Source organism: Frankia sp. CcI156 (assembly GCF_001983015.1).
Classification (GTDB): Bacteria; Actinomycetota; Actinomycetes; order Frankiales; family Frankiaceae; genus Frankia; species Frankia casuarinae.
In genome coordinates this window covers 42,683-59,730 of record NZ_MOMD01000048.1, presented here as the reverse complement: position 1 = coordinate 59,730, position 17,048 = coordinate 42,683, and the positions used below count along the sequence as shown (strand labels likewise).

19 protein-coding genes are annotated in these 17,048 nt (G+C 71.1%); 10 read left to right on the top strand and 9 right to left on the bottom strand.

The window, feature by feature from the left end:
* Positions 1–273 (bottom strand): cbb3-type cytochrome c oxidase subunit I (locus CcI156_RS17350; protein ID WP_175637613.1); only part of this gene is annotated, 273 nt, incomplete at its 3' end.
* On the bottom strand, positions 270–1,220 hold the full coding sequence (gene coxB, locus CcI156_RS17345) for a cytochrome c oxidase subunit II (protein WP_011437502.1): 951 nt from the start codon (positions 1,218–1,220) through the stop codon (positions 270–272). The genes CcI156_RS17350 and coxB, both read right to left, overlap by 4 nt.
* 246 nt (positions 1,221–1,466) lie before the next feature.
* Between coxB and CcI156_RS17340 the strand changes: the two genes are divergently transcribed.
* The gene (locus CcI156_RS17340; RefSeq protein ID WP_035731691.1) at positions 1,467–2,615 is read left to right on the top strand and encodes a cysteine desulfurase family protein; all 1,149 of its coding nucleotides are present in this window, start codon (positions 1,467–1,469) and stop codon (positions 2,613–2,615) included.
* 13 nt (positions 2,616–2,628) lie between these two features.
* A complete protein-coding gene (locus CcI156_RS17335; protein WP_035731696.1) occupies positions 2,629–2,865 on the top strand; it encodes a sulfurtransferase TusA family protein in 237 nt (78 codons plus the stop codon).
* Between the two features lie 9 nt (positions 2,866–2,874).
* On the opposite strand, the gene CcI156_RS17330 is transcribed toward CcI156_RS17335, so the two are convergent.
* Positions 2,875–3,855, bottom strand: a complete 981-nt coding sequence (locus CcI156_RS17330; RefSeq protein WP_011437505.1) for a carbohydrate kinase family protein — start codon at positions 3,853–3,855, stop codon at positions 2,875–2,877.
* A 316-nt stretch (positions 3,856–4,171) separates the two neighbouring features.
* Positions 4,172–4,534: an iron-sulfur cluster insertion protein ErpA gene (gene erpA / locus CcI156_RS17325; protein ID WP_011437506.1), complete on the bottom strand. Its 363-nt coding sequence runs from the start codon at positions 4,532–4,534 to the stop codon at positions 4,172–4,174.
* Positions 4,535–4,945: 411 nt separating this feature from the next.
* On the opposite strand from erpA, the gene nadA reads away from it, so the two are divergent.
* The 3 genes from nadA to CcI156_RS17310 are packed head-to-tail and all read left to right on the top strand — an operon-like array spanning position 4,946 to position 7,797.
* The gene (gene nadA / locus CcI156_RS17320) at positions 4,946–6,169 is read left to right on the top strand and encodes a quinolinate synthase NadA (protein WP_076806869.1); all 1,224 of its coding nucleotides are present in this window, start codon (positions 4,946–4,948) and stop codon (positions 6,167–6,169) included.
* Positions 6,169–6,798 carry a DUF3043 domain-containing protein gene (locus tag CcI156_RS17315; protein WP_076806867.1) on the top strand — a complete coding sequence of 210 codons (630 nt, stop codon included), beginning with the start codon at positions 6,169–6,171 and terminating at the stop codon, positions 6,796–6,798. Before nadA ends, CcI156_RS17315 begins: the two co-directional genes overlap by 1 nt.
* A gap of 33 nt (positions 6,799–6,831) precedes the next feature.
* The gene (locus CcI156_RS17310; protein WP_076806865.1) at positions 6,832–7,797 is read left to right on the top strand and encodes an aldo/keto reductase family protein; all 966 of its coding nucleotides are present in this window, start codon (positions 6,832–6,834) and stop codon (positions 7,795–7,797) included.
* Positions 7,798–7,900: 103 nt separating this feature from the next.
* Here the strand turns inward: CcI156_RS17310 and CcI156_RS17305 are convergent, their stop codons facing one another.
* The 3 genes from CcI156_RS17305 to CcI156_RS17295 all read right to left on the bottom strand — a co-directional run bounded on the left by CcI156_RS17305 (position 7,901) and on the right by CcI156_RS17295 (position 9,488).
* Positions 7,901–8,509, bottom strand: a complete 609-nt coding sequence (locus CcI156_RS17305; RefSeq protein WP_011437510.1) for a TetR/AcrR family transcriptional regulator — start codon at positions 8,507–8,509, stop codon at positions 7,901–7,903.
* 68 nt (positions 8,510–8,577) lie between these two features.
* Complete coding sequence (locus tag CcI156_RS17300) at positions 8,578–9,057, bottom strand: nitroreductase family deazaflavin-dependent oxidoreductase (protein ID WP_023842028.1); 480 nt, start codon at positions 9,055–9,057, stop codon at positions 8,578–8,580.
* 218 nt (positions 9,058–9,275) lie between these two features.
* Positions 9,276–9,488 carry a hypothetical protein gene (locus tag CcI156_RS17295; protein WP_011437512.1) on the bottom strand — a complete coding sequence of 71 codons (213 nt, stop codon included), beginning with the start codon at positions 9,486–9,488 and terminating at the stop codon, positions 9,276–9,278.
* Positions 9,489–9,629: 141 nt separating this feature from the next.
* Between CcI156_RS17295 and CcI156_RS26290 the strand changes: the two genes are divergently transcribed.
* Together CcI156_RS26290 and CcI156_RS17285 are read left to right on the top strand one after the other, a co-directional pair.
* A complete protein-coding gene (locus tag CcI156_RS26290; RefSeq protein ID WP_076806862.1) occupies positions 9,630–10,088 on the top strand; it encodes a hypothetical protein in 459 nt (152 codons plus the stop codon).
* A 96-nt stretch (positions 10,089–10,184) separates the two neighbouring features.
* Entirely contained in the window at positions 10,185–11,708 is a 1,524-nt protein-coding gene (locus CcI156_RS17285; RefSeq protein WP_076806859.1) for a bifunctional adenosylcobinamide kinase/adenosylcobinamide-phosphate guanylyltransferase, read from the top strand.
* 5 nt (positions 11,709–11,713) lie between these two features.
* On the opposite strand, the gene CcI156_RS17280 is transcribed toward CcI156_RS17285, so the two are convergent.
* Positions 11,714–11,905 carry a hypothetical protein gene (locus tag CcI156_RS17280; protein WP_035731705.1) on the bottom strand — a complete coding sequence of 64 codons (192 nt, stop codon included), beginning with the start codon at positions 11,903–11,905 and terminating at the stop codon, positions 11,714–11,716.
* Positions 11,906–12,023: 118 nt separating this feature from the next.
* Between CcI156_RS17280 and cobT the strand changes: the two genes are divergently transcribed.
* Positions 12,024–13,157: a nicotinate-nucleotide--dimethylbenzimidazole phosphoribosyltransferase gene (gene cobT / locus CcI156_RS17275; protein WP_175637611.1), complete on the top strand. Its 1,134-nt coding sequence runs from the start codon at positions 12,024–12,026 to the stop codon at positions 13,155–13,157.
* A complete protein-coding gene (locus CcI156_RS17270) occupies positions 13,157–13,990 on the top strand; it encodes an adenosylcobinamide-GDP ribazoletransferase (protein WP_023842025.1) in 834 nt (277 codons plus the stop codon). The genes cobT and CcI156_RS17270 overlap by 1 nt, the downstream gene beginning before the upstream one ends.
* A 70-nt stretch (positions 13,991–14,060) precedes the next feature.
* Here the strand turns inward: CcI156_RS17270 and gcvT are convergent, their stop codons facing one another.
* Positions 14,061–15,176 carry a glycine cleavage system aminomethyltransferase GcvT gene (gene gcvT / locus CcI156_RS17265; protein WP_011437517.1) on the bottom strand — a complete coding sequence of 372 codons (1,116 nt, stop codon included), beginning with the start codon at positions 15,174–15,176 and terminating at the stop codon, positions 14,061–14,063.
* Positions 15,177–15,296: 120 nt separating this feature from the next.
* Here gcvT and CcI156_RS17260 point away from each other — a divergent pair, with 120 nt between their 5' ends.
* A complete protein-coding gene (locus CcI156_RS17260) occupies positions 15,297–16,907 on the top strand; it encodes a leucyl aminopeptidase (RefSeq protein WP_076806857.1) in 1,611 nt (536 codons plus the stop codon).
* Positions 16,908–17,048 lie beyond the last annotated feature (141 nt).

Sequence of the window (17,048 nt, the reverse complement as noted above, 5' to 3'; positions counted from 1 at the left end):
GAACATGAGCAGCATCAGCGTGCCGTGCATCGTGAAAAACTGGTTGTACTGCTCGTTGGAGAAGTACTGCAGCCCCGGGCGGGCGAGTTCCGCCCGCATCATGATGGCCAGGACACCGGCGAAGAGGAAGAACCCGAACGACGTGACGAAGTACATGACGGCGATGTCCTTGTGGGACGTCGTCCGCAGATAGCCGAGCAGGTTCGTCCGCCGGGGGATGTGGGAGTCCGGGGAGTCGGCGTGGCCGACACCCGCTTCTTGTACGAGGGTCACTGTCCACTCCCGGTGGTTGCGGTGGTGGCGGCGGTCCCGGTCGTTGACACGGCCGGCGCCGCCGAGATCGCCACGTTCTCCCGGTCCGCGATGAACGTGTCGTACTCGGCCTGCGGCACGACCTTCACGTAGAAGTTCATCCGGTCGTGGTCCGTCCCGCACAGTTCGGCGCATCGACCGATGAAGGTGCCGGTCTTCGTGATGGTCAGTTCAAACTGGTTCACCCGGCCGGGGATGACGTCCCGTTTGAACAGGAACTCCGGCACCCAGAACGAGTGGATGACGTCCGGCGAGCTCTCCACGAAACGGATCGAGCGGTTCTGCGGCAGCACGAGCACCGCCGGTTCACCGGGGCGACCGGTGACCTCGATCGGGTTGGCACCCTGCCGGCCGGATCCGGTGTCGAGGTACTTGAACTGCCAGTTCCATCGGAAGGCGATCACGTCAACGGTGACGTCTGGCTTCGGCGAGAGCTTGGTGACCTCGCTCTCGTCCCGGGCCGTGTAGAAGAACAGCCCGGCCACGATCACCACCGGCACGACGGTGTAGAGAACCTCGACTGGCAGGTTGTAGCGCACCTGGCGGGGAAGCACGTCGCTGCGTTTCCGGAAGGCGATGATCGCGTAAAAGATCATTCCCCAGACGAGCACACCGACGGCGAGCGCGGCGATCGCCGAACCCTGCCAGATGTTGAGAAGGCGCGGCGTCTGGTTCGTCACGCCCCTGGGATAGCCGAATGTAGGCCTGTCGCAGGCGGTCGCCATGATCCCCACGACAGCGAGYACGGCACCGAGACGCAGGACACGCCGAAGCGGCCGGATGTGCCGCGTCCCGTGCACGCCGACCGCGGACACCGCAGCTGCGCGTGTGTCGGAGTCAGCCGGTGTCGTCGGCGTGTCCTCGACATCCGCGAGCGACGGCCGGGTCCGACCGAAGGATCTCCTCACCAGGTCCTGCCTCCCACGACGAGCGGGCCGCGGCCGCGGGGCGGACAGCGTTCGTCCCCGCGCGCGAGACCCCCTGGAAACGCCATGTCGCCCCGCCGATCCAACCGGACGACATGCTGTCTTCGACACGCTGTAGATGGTGYGGCAGCAGCGTATCTYAGCAGCCGCGAACCTTCTCGCCTAAGGCCCCCGTCAGCGCCTGTGACGCACGCCCCTCCCGGCCGTTCACGGCGTACCGTTTCACAGGTGCCGGCCTATCTCGACCACGCGTCGACCACGCCGCTGCACCCTGCCGCGCGCGAGGCTCTGCTAATGGCTCTTCAGGATGGTTGGGCCGACCCGGCACGGTTGTATCGGGAGGGCCGCCGGGCGCGCATGCTGCTCGACGCGGCCCGCGAGACCGTCGCGGGCGTGCTCGGGGCCCGGCCGGACGAGATCAGTTTTCCCGCGAGCGGGTCGGCGGCGGCGCATCTGGCCCTGTTGGGCACGGCGGCGGCCCGGCGGCGTGCGGGTGACGTCGTCATGGTCAGCGCGGTCGAGCACTCCAGCGTCCTGCACGCCGCGCAGCGGCACGAACAGGCCGGTGGACGGGTCGTCAGGATTGGTGTGGATCATCTCGGCCGGGTCGACCCCGCCGACTTCACCCCCGTCGCCGGTACCGCCGTCGCCAGCCTCCAGCACGCCAACCACGAGGTCGGGACCATCCAGCCGGTCGCCGAGGTCGCCGAACGGATGCGCGCCGCCGGGGTGCCGCTGCACACCGACGCCGCCGTGACAGTCGGCCACATCCCCGTCGACCTGGCCGACCTCGGGGTGGATCTGCTCACCGCGAGTGCCCACAAGTTCGGCGGACCACCCGGGGTGGGCGTTCTCGCGGTGCGCACCGGGACCCGCTGGCGCAGTCCCGGTCCCGTTGACGAGCGGGAGGGCGGTCGGGTTGCGGGCTATCCGAACGTCCCCGCCGTCGTCGCCGCAGCCATGGCGCTGAGCGCCCGGGCGGGTGAACTCGCCGCGGAGGCGCCCCGGCTCGCCGGCTACGTGGCCGAACTGCGCCGCCGGCTGCCCGAACTCGTCAACGGCGTGGAACTACTCGGCGATCCGGACCGGGCGGCGACGGTTCCGCACATCAGCGCGTTCTCCTGCCTCTACGTCGAGGGCGAGGCGCTGCTGACCGAGCTCGACCGGACCGGAATCGCCGTGAGCTCCGGGTCGAGCTGCACATCCGACACCCTGATCCCGAGCCATGTCCTGGTCGCCATGGGCGCGTTGACGCACGGCAACCTGCGGATATCCTTTGGCCGCGAGTCGACCCAGGCCGATCTCGACGCCCTGCTGACGGCGCTGCCCGCAGCCGTACGCGCCGTGCGGGACCGGCTGGGCGCCGCCGGGCTTTGATGCCGACAATCCGATGACGGAACAGCCGCACACGGTCGACTCGCGGGGACGACGCTGCCCGTTGCCGATCATCGATCTGGCCCGCGCCTTCGGCGGGATTCCGGTGACCGGCACCATCACGCTCTGGGCCGACGACCCCGCCGCCGGCGCGGACGTCGTGGCCTGGTGCCGGCTGCGGGGTCAGGAGCTGGTGGACGTCTCCCCGCTTCCGGAAGGCGGGGAGGCGTTCGTCATCCGGCGGCTTGTATAACCCGCCGGCTCAGATTGCCGGCAGATGCTCGGCGATCTCGGCGGCGGCGTCGGAACCGTAGGCCTCGGTGAGACGCTTAAGCACCTCCGAGGGCTCCACCGTGTACTCCTGGGTGCCGATCGTCTCCAGGACCAGGGTGGCGAGCAGGGAGCCGACCTGGGCGGAGCGTTCGAGCGAGAGGTCCCAGGACCGGCCGGCGAAGAACCCGGCCCGGAAGGCGTCCCCGACTCCGGTGGGATCCGGGGTGGCGCGGGCGGGAACGACCGGGACCCGGATGGGGTCGCTCTCCGGGGCCTCGATGACCGCACCGTCCTTGCCGTGCGTGGTCACCCGGACACCGACCCTGGCCAGGATCTCCTCGTCCGACCAGCCGGTCTTGCTGGCGAGCAGCGCCTTCTCGTACTCGTTACAGAACAGGTAGGCYGCACCGACGACGAGCTCGCGGATCTGCGGGCCCTCCATGATCGCGAGCTGCTGGGAGATGTCCGCCGCGAACGGATATCCCCGCTGCCGGCACTCCTCGCTGTGGCGCAGCATCGCCCCGGGGTCGTTGGGGCTGACGATCACCATGTCCAGGCCGCCGAACCGCTCGGCGATCGGCCTCAACTCGATGTCGGCGGCCTCACTCATCGCACCCGGGTAGAAGGACGCGATCTGGTTGAGGTCCTCGTCGGTGGTGCAGACGAACCGCGCGGTGTGCGCGATCTCACTGACCCGCACGGAGGCGGTGTCCACGCCGTGCCGGTCGAGCCAGGAGCGGTAGTCGGCGAAGTCCTCGCCGACCGCGCCGACGAGGATCGGGCGCAGGCCCAGCCGGCCCAGGCCGAAGGCGATGTTGGCCGCCACTCCGCCCCGCCGGATCACGAGCTCGTCGACGAGAAAGGACAGYGAGACCCGCTCAAGCTGGTCGGCGAGCAACTGCTCGGCGAACCTTCCAGGAAAGCGCATGAGGTGGTCAGAGGCGATGGAACCAGTCACGGCGATACGCACGATCAAGGAGCTTACCGGCCTGCCCCGAAGCCCGGAACCACCGGCTCGCGCTGGTTCACACGCGTCATCACGGAGGCGTCAGAATTACGAGGCGTCAGATCGCGGTGTCCCGTGATTCCGGCGGCCCGCCGGCAAGGGAAACGATGAATACCGGCACAAGCGGATACCGACGCAGCACATGCGGGAGAGCCCGGTCCGACGAACAAGGGCCGGACCAGGCTCTCCCGGACGTACCAGTCTGATCAACCGGTCACCGAACCGCACCCGGGACTCGCGTCGAGACGCGAGCAGGAGGGACGGCCCGGTGCTCAGCGCATCAGTGGAACGAGTCGCCGCAGGCGCAGGAACCCTGGGCATTCGGGTTATCGATAGTGAAACCCTGCTTCTCGATCGTGTCGACGAAGTCGATCGTCGCCCCGCCGAGGTACGGGGCACTCATCCGGTCCACCGCCACCTTGACACCGGAGAAATCGATGACGGTGTCGCCGTCGAGGGACCGCTCGTCAAAGAACAGCTGGTAGCGCATGCCCGAGCAGCCTCCGGGCTGCACCGCGATACGCAGCTTGAGGTCATCCCGACCCTCCTGCTCGAGCAGGGTCTTCACCTTGCCTGCGGCGGTGTCGGTGAGGACGACGCTCGAGGACTGCGTCGCGGGTGCCGTGGTGTCCTGAACGGTCATAGGGACTACTCCTGCCCTTGGTGGACGTGCCTGGCAAGCCAGGCCACTAGTTCCGGTTGACTTGTACGCAGGGCGCCGCCGACCATCCGGCGCACACCCCCCGGGCACGGCACTGCCACTGTGCCGACATCCATGCCCAACACCGTCGGCCGGGATCCGCTTCCTATGGTAGCGACGTCGGCGCGGGCCAACCACGTCGAGATCCCGACCATGCCTGGAGACGGTGGTCACTCCCGTTCACGTTAGTGACCTTCGTCTGGCCGCCAGCTGACCACGAAGAGCTCGGCATACGATGGCGCCGGGAGTTAGAGTCTCATCGACCATTCGTGGACGGGTCCGGCGGGATCGTTCGGTCGGCCGCCGCGGACGACGAGGCGGCCAGGCCGAGGGCCGGTCGACCGGAGGAGCGCCATGACCACCAACCCGACCCTGCGGCGCGGCCCCATCCCTGCTCGCGACCCGGCCCTCGGCCGGGTCGGTGTGACTCCATCACCGCTGGCCCTGCTGCTACTCGGCCGCCAGGCCGACCCGGCCAGCGAGCGTGGCGTGGACTGTCCGGGTGAACTCCCCCCGGCGGCCGATCCGGCCCTCACAGCCCGCGCCGCGGCGGCGAAGCGGGCGCTGGGTGATCGGGCGTTCATCCTCGGGCACCACTACCAGCGCGACGAGGTCATCGCCTTCGCCGACGTGACCGGCGACTCGTTCAAGCTGGCCCAGCAGGCCGCCGCGCGGCCGCAGGCCGAGGCGATCGTCTTCTGCGGCGTGCACTTCATGGCGGAAAGCGCCGACATCCTCACCGGCGCGCACCAGCAGGTGATCCTGCCGGACCTCGCCGCCGGCTGCTCGATGGCGGACATGGYCACCGCCGAGCAGGTCGAGCAGGCCTGGGACGATCTGCTCGATGCGGGAGTCGCCGCCGATACCGTTCCGGTGAGCTACATGAACTCCTCGGCCGCGATCAAGGCGTTCACCGGGCGCCACGACGGGACGATCTGCACCTCGTCGAACGCCAGGCGCGCGCTGGAGTGGGCCTTCGGCGAGCGCGGGGGTGCCCGGGTGCTTTTCCTGCCGGACCAGCACCTCGGCCGCAACACCGCCATCGGTGAACTGGGGACAAGCGAGCAGGACTGCGTCGTTTACGACCCCCGCAAGCCCTCGGGAGGACTGACCCGCCGGCAACTGCGCGCRGCGAAGATGATCCTCTGGCGGGGTCACTGCTCGGTGCACGGCCGGTTCACCCGCGACAGCGTCGACGAGGTCCGCCGCCGGATCCCCGGKGTGACGGTGCTCGCCCACCCCGAGTGCCGGCGGGAGGTCGTCACCGCGGCCGACCTCGTCGGCTCGACCGAGTACATCATCTCGGTCGTCGCTGCCGCTCCCGCCGGATCGGCGTTCGCGATCGGTACCGAGCTGAACCTGGTGCAGCGGCTGGCGACGAGGCACCCTGACAAGACCATCGTCTTCCTGGACCGTACGGTGTGTTTCTGCTCCACCATGAACCGGATCGACATGCCCCACCTCGTGTGGGCGCTGGAGTCCCTCGTACGGGGTGAGACGGTGAACCGCATCACCGTCGACCCGGACGTGGCCACCTATGCCCGGAAGGCTCTCGACCAGATGTTGGCGCTGCCCTGATGGCTCTGCTGAAACGACGCAACTCCGCCGGCCCCGATGCCGGCCCCGGCCCCGGGGACCCGATCGCCGAGCAGGTGGRGAGGGTCGAACAGGAGAAGGTCGCCGATCCGCGGCGCACGGCGGCCAAGGGCCGGCCCACGCCCCGCCGGGCGGAGGCGCGGGCCGCCCGTACGAAGCCCGGTGGTGCGCTCGGCGTCTCGGCGAACAAGCAGGAGGCGCGGGCCGCGCGACGCAGGCAGAGCCAGGAGTACCGCGCGGCGATGATGTCCGGCGACGTCAGCCGGCTGCCAGCGCGTGAACGCGCGCCCGAGCGCGTACTGACCCGCGACTTCGTGGACACGCGGATCAACGTCGGATCGTTCTTCTTGCCGATCGCCGTCGTCTACTTCGTCGGCGGACTGGTCCCGAACGCATCGATCAGGCTGGCCGCGACCCTGCTGATGCTGCTCGGGATCGTCGCGGTCGTCATCGACTCGATCCTGCTCTCCTGGCAGGTGAGCCGGCGCGTCGCGGAGAAGTACCCGGACTCCCGGGTGCGGGTGCGGGCCTACGCCGCGCAGCGCGCGCTACTGCCGCGGCGCTGGCGACTCCCCCGCCCGCGGGTCTCCCGCTCCGACCCGCGCCCCTGATCGACGGTCAGGGCCGACGGCTAAGGTCGTCACGTGAAGCATCGACGTCTTGGGCGCAGCGGCCTGTCGGTCAGTGAGATCTCCTACGGCAACTGGATCACCCATGGTGACCAGATCGAGGCGGACGCGGCGACCGCCTGTGTGCGTGCCGCCCTCGACGAGGGCATCACCACATTCGACACCGCGGACGTCTACGCCGGTACCCGCGCCGAGAGCGTCCTGGGCGAAGCGCTGMAGGGCGTGCGCCGGGAGTCCTACGAGCTGTTCACCAAGGTCTACTGGCCCACCGGCCCGGGGGAGAACGACAAGGGCCTCGGTCGCAAGCACATCATCGAGTCCGCGCACGCCTCGCTGCGCCGTCTGCGCACCGACCATCTCGACCTCTACCAGGCACACCGGTACGACCCGACGGTGCCGATCGAAGAGACCCTGCGGGCCTTCGACGACCTCGTCCGCGCCGGCAAAGTGCTCTACGTCGGCGTGTCCGAGTGGAGCGCCGCGCAGATCAGCGACGCCGTCCGGCTGGCCAGCGAGCTGGGGCTGGACCGCATCATCTCCAACCAGCCGCAGTACTCGATGCTGTGGCGGACCATCGAGGCCGACATCGTGCCCGTCAGCCGGAAGGCCGGGATCTCCCAGATCGTCTGGTCGCCGATCGCCCAAGGCGTGCTCACCGGCAAGTACCCGCCCGGTCAGCCACCGCCGGCCGGCAGCCGGGCCACCGGTGAAACCGGTTCCACCTTCATCTCCCGGCTGCTGCGCGACGACGTGCTGACCGCGGTGCAGGAGCTGCGGCCGATCGCCGCGGACGCCGGGCTGTCGATGGCGCAGCTCGCCGTCGCCTGGGTGCTGCAGAACGACAACGTCGCCTCAGCGATCATCGGCGCGTCCCGGCCGGAGCAGGTACGGGAGAACGTCAAGGCTGCCGGCGTGACGCTCGACACGGCGCTGCTTGATCGGATCGACGACGTGCTCGCCGAGGTCGTCACCCGGGCCTGACCCGGGCCTGCCTCCAGGCCTGGCCCCGGGCCCGCCGGCTACCCCGAACCGAATCAGATCTGATCTGATCTGATCTGATCTGATCAGATCAGATCAGATCAGATCAGCCAGGCTGGTCGCCAGCCGGGTCGGTTCGGCGGAAAGCGGAGGCCAGCGCCTGCCAGGTCCGGTCGAGATCGGATCCTGGCAGATAGCGGCCGTCCAGTTCGAGGATCATCGTGCCGTGCGCGGCGGCCCACAGGGCCTGCGCACGATAGGGTTCCCCGGCCGCCCGGTAGAATGGCTCCCCCGCCCAGTCCTCGACGTCGGCGCTCAGTAGCCGACGGTTCAGCGAACCGGCGGTGACCAGGCGGTAGAGGTTCGGATGGGCTTGGGCATAGCCCCGGTACGCGGCCAGCAGGGCCGGGACCACCTCCGCGGCACCGCCGCGGTCGACCACGTCGTGGAGCAGGTCCCCGATCTCCATGAGCATGGTCTCGATCAGCTTGGCCTCGAGCTGCGGCTTACCCGCGAGATGCTTGTACAGCGACGGCGCCCGGATACCGAGGAGATCACCGATCCGGCGCATCGTCAGCGCCCCCGCCCCCTCGGTCTCCAGCACCCCCCGCGCGACCGTGATGATCTCGGTGACCCGCGGCGAGACGGGGCCTAGGACCGGGCGGGGCGCGATCCTGGGCAATGGCGGCTCGCCGACCGGCCGCGCCTGCGCCACCGACCGTGCTCCCCGCACCGGCGCCGGCCCGGATTCCGCCCGCACCGGTGAGGTCGCCGCCCCCGTGTTCACGCCGGTGTGATCACGAAGACGGGGTGGCGGGGCGCGATCCGACGGATCTCCTCATCGGGCGAGTCCGGCCCGACCCCGTCGAAGAAGGCGCCGACCTCGGCCTTCCACCGCCGCAGGTAGGCCCGCAGCACGGCGACGCTCGCCGCCGGATCCAGCTCGGTCGCGGAGTAACGCGTGCGCGACCGGCCACGCAGCAGGTATAGCTCGCCTTGGGCCGCGCGCAGATTACGCACCCACTGGCCGTGCCCTCGCGCCGAGACCAGGTACTGCTGCCCGTCGAAGATGAGCAGGTTCACCGGGGTCCGGCGCGGCTCGCCGCTGATCCGGCCGCGTACCTCGAGGATCCGACTGCCCAGGAGGCTGATCCCCGCCCGGGTCAACGCCGCGACGGCGCGGTTGGCCACGTTACGGGTGAACCATCCGGGGGCGAGGTAATGCGCTTCGGCCGGAGTGGACGGGTTGTTGTGCTCGGTCAAGATCTGCACCCTCTCTGTCGAGCGGAACGGCCCGGCGCCGGCCTGAGCGATCTCGATGGTTCGGCCGGCCGGACCACACCGGACAGGCCAACGTCGTCAGCCAACGTCGTCAGCCAACGCTGCCAGCTAACATCGTTAGCCGACCTCTCGTCAAGAGGCGSTTCGGTCGGCGCGAATCGGGACCGGCACCGGTCGGGACCGGCACGGGCGGAGGCGGCTCAGGTCACCGGGCGCAGGCTCATCGGCCCGTAGACGCGACGGCCGGCATCGAGGAGCGTCACCTGCGCCACCCCCGCATCGAGCAGGTCACGCCAGGTCTCCCCGAGCCACGTCTCAGCGTCTCCCTGGCTGGTGAACGACTCAGAGGTCGAGTCCCCGCCGACCATCGTGATCGTGCCGTCATCGCCTTCGTAGCGCCAGGTCCAGGTCATGAGTGTGTCCTTCCCACCCGGGCGGCCCGCGCTGGAGCCGCCGGCCGTGATCGGCCAGTGCGCCGGCCGGTCGTCCCATCCAACCGCGTGCACCCCGCCGACGCGGGACTCCCGGCCCCACGCCAGGGCCGATGATCCATCGTGGCACTGGTCGACCGGCCCGCGGGCCCGGGTCTGGTCGGCCCGTGCTACTGGCGCGGTCGGCGATACCCGCGCCAGGATGTCGTGAACGTCGGTAACGTCAGTTCCGGTGGATGCCCGGACAGCATCGCGACCACCACGATCGCGAAGCCGGCGTCACCGGTCATCGCCGGTCGTGCGAGCCGGCGGCATGTCCGCACGGTGAGCACAGCCGCGTCGAAGGCAGGTCCGCACGACAGGCACGTCTGCGTGAGCAGTACGTCGGTACAAGGAGGAAGAACCCGCGTGGGAACGACCGTCTACAACGCAGCGGCCATCGTGGCCGAGTCCGTGGAACACGAGGACGCTCCCCTGACCTRGTGGGCCGCCGCGCTCGTCACCTTCGCGGCAATCTTCCTGCTGGCGGTGGTGCTCACCCTCATGACCCTGTGGGAGCGCAAGCGCCACCCGCACGTCTGAGGTTCCGCGGGCCACGGAGCCTGGCAGGCTTGAGAACCCGGAGAGGCGGGATCCGGGGGGATCCGGGGCGCAACGGGATCCGGGAGACGGAACACGATGAAGGTGACGCTGCTCGGCACCGGCTCGGCGGACGGCTGGCCCAACCCGTGGTGCGACTGCGCATCCTGTGCCTGGGCCAGGGAACACGAAGTACGCGGGCAGACGGCCGTTCTGATCGACGACGCCCTGCTGATCGACTGTGGTCCCGACGTGCCCCGGACCGCTGCCCGGCTCGGAGTACGCCTATCGGGGCTGCGTCATCTGCTGATCAGTCACGCCCATCCCGATCATCTGGGGCCCGAGAGCCTGATGTGGCGCTCGTGGTCGACAGCCGCGGGACGGCCCCTCGACGTGGTCGGTCCGCCGGCGGCGCTGGCGGCGTGCCGGGAGTTCCTGGCTCGCTGGGAGCGCTCCGATCCGGACCGGGACGGCTCGCCGCTGCGGCTGATCGCCGTGGTGCCCGGGGGCACGCCGACGACACCCGGACCCCTGCGCCTCGGCGCGGACGATCGGCAGGCCGCGGAGGACCGGGGATCCCCGGAGGATCAGGAGTCCCCGAGCGATCGGGGTTATCTCGTTCGACCGGTCGCCGCCCAGCACGGTGACGCGAGCATCGGGCCGGCCGTGCTCTACGACGTGACGGCGCCGGACGGTGGACGTCTGCTGTACGGCTGCGACACCGCGGCGCCGCTGCCGGCGGAGACGCTCGAGGCGGTCACCGGCCGCGCCTACGACGTCGTGCTGCTGGAGGAGAACAACGGCGACCGGCCGGGGTTCGGCGAGCACCTTGACCTCGACACCTTCGGTCAGCTCGTGGCCGAGCTGCGCCGCCGCGGCGCCGTGGTGCCGAGCACCCTGGTACTGGCCGTCCATCTGAGTCACCGCAACCCGCCCGGCGACGAACTGGCCCGCCGGCTCCACCTCGTCGGCGCGCTGGCACCGGCGGACGGGACCGTCTATGACATCGTCCCGGCCGCCCGGCGGCAGCCATCACAGCCGTCGCAGCCGTCGCAGCCACCACGGGCACCAGGGCGGTGGCAGAGTCCGGTGCTCCCGGCACCACACCGGGTCCTGATCACGGGGGGTGCTCGGTCGGGGAAGTCGGCCGAGGCCGAACGCCGGCTGCTCGCCGAACCGGAGGTGGTCTACGTCGCGACGTCGGCGCCGCCTGATCCGGCCGACGCCGAGTGGTCCGAGCGGATCGCCGCACACCGGCGGCGGCGCCCGGCCGCCTGGACGACCGTGGAGACGRTCGACCTGGTTCCCCTGTTGCGCTCTCCCGGACCACCGCTGCTCATCGACGGTCTGGGGCTGTGGGTCGGCGCCTGGCTGGACCGTCCGGACGAGTTGCGCATCCGCGCGGAGGAGCTCGTTGACGCCTGGCGGGCCACCGGCCGTCGGGTCGTCGCGGTCACGGACGAGGTCGGTTCCGGGGTCGTTCCCCCGGCCGAGGCCGGCCGCCGGTTCCGCGACGTGCTCGGCCGTCTCAACGCCGATCTCGCGGCCGAGGCCGACGAGGTGTGGCAGGTGGTCGCGGGCATCCCCCTCCGGCTGCGACCGTTCCCGCACGAGCGGTCATAGCGTCCTCACGGGACGAATCCTCCCGTGACGAAGTCGTAGCGGTAGAGCCCGGCCGAGCAGGCCACGATGAGACCGGCCGGTTCGGTCGCGGGAAGCCACCGGCAGGACCGGGCCGCGCCGTCGCTCACCCGCCAGACCCGCACGGTGCGGTCATTGCCGCCCGAGGCCAGCCACCTGCCGGCCGGGCCGGCCGGCAAGGACCAACCGTCCCGGCCGCGCCGATCGGCACAATCATGCGGTACGGGGACCACTGGGAGATACCTTCGCGGGGATGTGGTGCGTTGCCGACCGAGCGGATCAGGTAGTAAGGATCCCGTGGATCCCGATGCGTCAGGCAGCGCCGTTCCCGCCGTTCCCCCGTTGGACTCCGACGCGATGGCGGCGGCTCGCCAGCGGCAGACCGAACTGACCAAGCCACCCGGGGCGCTGGGCCGGCTCGAGGATCTGTCCATCTGGCTCGCCGGCGCACAGGCGACCTGCCCACCCCGTCCCTTCGCCCGGATCCGGGCGGTCGTGATCGCCGGCGACCACGGTGTCGCCCAGGCCGGGGTGTCCGCCTTCCCCAGCGACGTGACCGCCCAKATGGTCTCGAACTTCGCCGCGGGCGGCGCGGCGGTCAACGTGCTGGCCCGCCAGGTCGGGGCCGCCGTGCGCGTGGTRGACGTGTCCGTGGACACCGCGCGGCCCCTCACGCCGGGCGGGGTGGATGGATCGGCCGCACCGGAGCGCTATCGGGTGCGACGGTCGAGCGGACGGATCGACCGCACCGACGCGCTGTCGGTCGCGGAGGCGGACGCCGCGTTCGCCGTCGGCCGACTCATCGCGGACGAGGAGATCGACGCGGGCGCGGACCTGCTTGTTCCCGGCGAGATGGGGATCGGCAACWCAACCCCCGCAGCCACCATCGTGGCGCTGCTGTGCGACCGGGAGCCGATCGAGGTAGTCGGCCGCGGGACGGGGATCGACGACCAACGTTGGATGCTCAAGACGGCCGCGATMCGGGACGCGATGCGGCGCGGCCGGCCGTTCACCGGCGACGCGCATTCGGTGCTGCGGATCGTCGGTGGAGCCGATCTGCTCGCCCTGGCCGGGCTGCTGGCGCAGTCCGCCGTGCGACGGACGCCGGTCATCCTCGACGGTGTGATCGTCTGCGCGGCGGCACTGGCCGCAGAGCGGATCGCCCCAGGAGCAAGCCAGTGGTGGGTGGCCGGCACCCGGTCCACCGAGCCCGCCCAGGGAATCGCACTGGACGCACTCGGTCTGACCCCCCTGGTCGACGCCGGCCTGCGTCTCGGGGAGGRCACCGGTGCGCTCCTCGCCGTTCCGTTCCTGCGGGCGGCCCAGGCCACGCTGGCCGAGATGGCGACGTTCGACCAGGCCGGTGTCAGCGGGAAAGCCGAGGTCGGCGGCGGCCAAGGGGACTCGGGCCCCGCGGCCGGTGCCCCGTGATGCTCGAGGCAAGAACAGCATTCACGCTGCTCACCGTCCTGCCGCTGCGGGGCCCGGAGCACACCGACCGGCGGCTCGCGGGCCGGGCGATGGCCCTGGCGCCCTTCGTCGGCCTGGCCCTGGGGCTGCTCGCCGGCAGTGCGGTGTTCGCCACCCGGATCGTCACGGCGGTTCCCGGTCAGCGCGCCCAGACCCTGCTGCCGGCCGTCGTCGGCGTCACGGTGCTCGCTCTGGTCACCCGGGGCCTGCATCTCGACGGGCTGGCCGATCTCGGGGACGGGCTCGGCGCCTGGCGAGCGCGGGGCAGGGATCGCGCCTTGGAGATCATGCGCGAGTCGACCATCGGGGCCTTCGGAGCGATCATCGTCCTGTTCGTGGTGCTGCTCCAGGTCGGGGCCCTGAGCACGACGATCTCGGCGCACCGCGGCACGCTGTCGATTCTGGTCGCCGCGATGACCAGCAGGCTCGCGGCCACCCTGGCCTGTACCGGCGCCGTCCCGCCGGCTCGGCCGGATGGCCTCGGTGCGCTGGTCGCGGGAACCGTGCGGACCCGGGACGCGGCGCTGTCCTTCCTGGCAGTCTGCGCCGTCGCGGCGCTGGCCGGACTGCTGGACTTCGACGGCGGCGGCCCCGGCCGGGCGCTGCGAGCGGTCCTCGCGGTCTGGGTCGGGACAGGCGTCTCGTTTCTGCTCCGGCGGTATCTGCTCACGCGCTTCGGCGGGATCACCGGAGACATCCTCGGCGGACTCATCGAGATCACCGCGGCGGCGACCCTGCTCGTCATGGCCATGACGATCCCGACGCCCGTCCTGCACACCCTCGGCCTGCACTGACAGCGCGGCGGACGCCGCCCGCTGGCGTCCGCCCGGCGGGCCCGCCGGACAGGCCCGTCCGGCGGCTGGGCTACTTGGGCGAGGACCTGACGAACGGCGGCCGGACAACCGTCATGGGACTCGGACGGCCCCGGACGTCGACGTTCACCGTGTCGCCCCCCTGCACGGACCGGTCCAGCAGGGCGAGCCCGATCCCCTGGCGYAGCGTCGGAGAGAACGTGCCGCTGGTGACCTCACCGACCGTGGCACCAGCCGCGGAGGCCACGGTCATGTGCGGACGGGGAATCACCCGGCCGGTGGACCGCAGCCCCCACAGCAGGCGGGAGGCGCCGGCGGACCGCTCCGCGAGCAGGGCGTCGCGTCCCCAGAAGCGATCCTTGTCCCAGCCGACGGCCCACCCGGAGCGAGCCTGGACCGGCGTGATCGACAAAGAGAGGTCCTGGCCATGCAGCGGATACCCCATCTCGGTCCGCAGCGTGTCGCGGGCACCGAGGCCGACCGGCACGACGCCGAGCGGCCCACCCGCCGCGAACAGCGCATCCCACAGCGCAGGGGTGTCGTCCCAACGGGGCAACAGCTCGTAGCCTCGCTCTCCGGTGTAGCCCGACCGGCACACGATCACCGGGTGGCCCTTCCACTCCGCGTCGACGAAACTCATATACGTCCCGCCGGTGGGCAGGCCGAGGGCGCCGAGCAGGTCGGCGCAGGCCGGTCCCTGGACCGCTACCACGCCGTACCCGGTGTGCAGGTCGGTGACGGACACGCCCGCCGGCGCCGCCGCGGCGAGGCGAGCGACGACCTGTGCGGTGTTCGCGGCGTTCGGGACGAGGAAGACCTCCTCGTCGGAGTACAGGTAGGCGATCAGATCGTCGACGACCCCGCCGGTCTCCTCGCAGCACAAGGTGTACTGCGCCTGGCCGGGGCCGATCCGGCGCAGGTCGTTGGTCAGGCAGGCGTTGACGAAGGCGGCGGCGCCGGGGCCGGCGATCCTGGCCTTGCCGAGATGGCTGACGTCGAAGATCCCGACCGCGCCGCGGACCGCCTGGTGCTCGGCGAGCACCCCGCGGCCGGTGTACTCGATCGGCATCTCCCAGCCACCGAACCCGGCCATCTTCGCGCCCAGTTCGACGTGCCGGTCGTACAGCGGGGATCGACGCAGCTCTGGGGATCGACGCAGCTCTGCCATGGCCAGCAGCCTAGTGTCCGGCCGGCAGCGGTCGAAACGACCGCGGGCCTGGCCTCCGGCCACCCGCCGGTGGGGTCCGGCTCCCCGTCGGGAAGACCTCCCGTTCAATACGCTCACCGCATGACCACCATCGTGCCCAGTACCGCCGCTCTCGCCGATCTCGATGTGGACGCGGTGGTGATCGCCACCGCCACCGGCGACGAGGGGCTCCTCGTAGCCGGTGGCGCGGCGGACCTGGACGCCGCGCTCGGCGGCAGGCTGACGCAGGTGCTTGCCTCGCTGGGCGCGACCGGCAAGGCCGGCGAGACGGTCCGCTTCGCCACCCTCGGTACCGTGCCCTGCGCGACGGTTCTCGCGGTCGGGCTGGGCCCCCTCGCCACGTCGTCCACGCCGATGTCCTCCACGCCGATGTCGTCCACGCCGATCGGCACCGAGGCACTACGCCGGGCGGCCGGGGTCGCGGTGCGCTCCCTCGCCGGGACCGCGCGGGTGGCCGTCGCTCTGGCGGCCGCGCCGGGCGCGGTCACGTCGGAGTCGGTGCGGGCCGTGGCCGAAGGCGCGTTGCTCGGCACCTACTCCTACGACGGGCTGCGCACCACGTCGGCGAACGGCCGCCCCCGCCCCGTCGAGGAGCTGACGGTGCTCGTCGACGAGCAGAGCCTCCCGACAGCGGAAGAGGAACTGCGCCGGGCCACCGTCGTCACGGATGCGGTCACCCTGGTCCGCGATCTGGTGAACACGCCGCCGAGCCATCTGTCCCCCGCCCTGCTCGCCGACATCGCCGTCGAGCGGGCCACCGCCGCCGGCGTGACGGTCGAGGTCCTCGACGAGGTGACGCTCGCCGAGGGCGGCTTCGGAGGCCTGCTCGGTGTCGGCCAGGGATCCRCGAATCCACCGCGGCTGGTGCGGCTGGAATGGCGCGGCGGTGGATCCGAGCGGCCGGCGCTGGCGCTGGTCGGCAAGGGCATCACCTTCGATTCCGGGGGGTTGTCCCTGAAGCCGTCGACCTCCATGGAATGGATGAAGACCGACATGGCGGGCGCGGCCGCGGTGCTCGGCACCGTCATCGCCGCGGCCCGGCTCAAGCTCCCGATCACTCTCACCGGCTGGATGCCCTGCGCGGAGAACATGCCCTCGGGCGACGCGATCCGCCCCTCCGACGTTCTCACCCTGCGCGGCGGCACCCGGGTGGAGGTGCTCAACACCGACGCCGAGGGCCGGCTGGTGCTCGCCGACGCCCTCGTCCGCGCCAACGAGGAGTCACCGGACCTGATCGTGGACGTGGCCACCCTGACCGGCGCACAGATCGTCGCCCTCGGCCACCGGACGAGCGGACTGATGGGTCGTGCGGCCGCGGTGGACGCGGTCGCGTCGGCGGCGGCCGCCGCCGACGAGAGCGTCTGGCCGATGCCCCTTCCGCCCGATCTGCGCAAGGGACTGGACTCGACGGTGGCCGACATCGCCAACGTGCCACCGGGAGGCAACCGAGACGGCGGCATGCTGGTCGCCGCGCACTTCCTCGCCTCGTTCGTCCCCGAGAAGGTGTCCTGGGCGCACATCGACATCGCCGGTCCCTCCTGGAACGGTGGAGAGCCCTACGGCCACACCCCCAAGGGAGGCACCGGYATGATCGTACGCACGCTCGTCCAGCTGGCGCAGGACCGCGCGACGACGACGGCCTCCCCCGGTTCGGCCACCGGTTCCCCGGCTGAGTCCCCGGCCGAGGGCTGACCTGCGGGGGAAGGTAGGTACACAATGGTTGCTGGCGCCTCGCGCAATGCAGCACAGTCACGCCCATCCGAGCGGCAGTGGGCTCACGACGTGAAAGACTGGCATCCRGTTGMMGTGGCTAGGCGAGCCGTGGCCTGACGC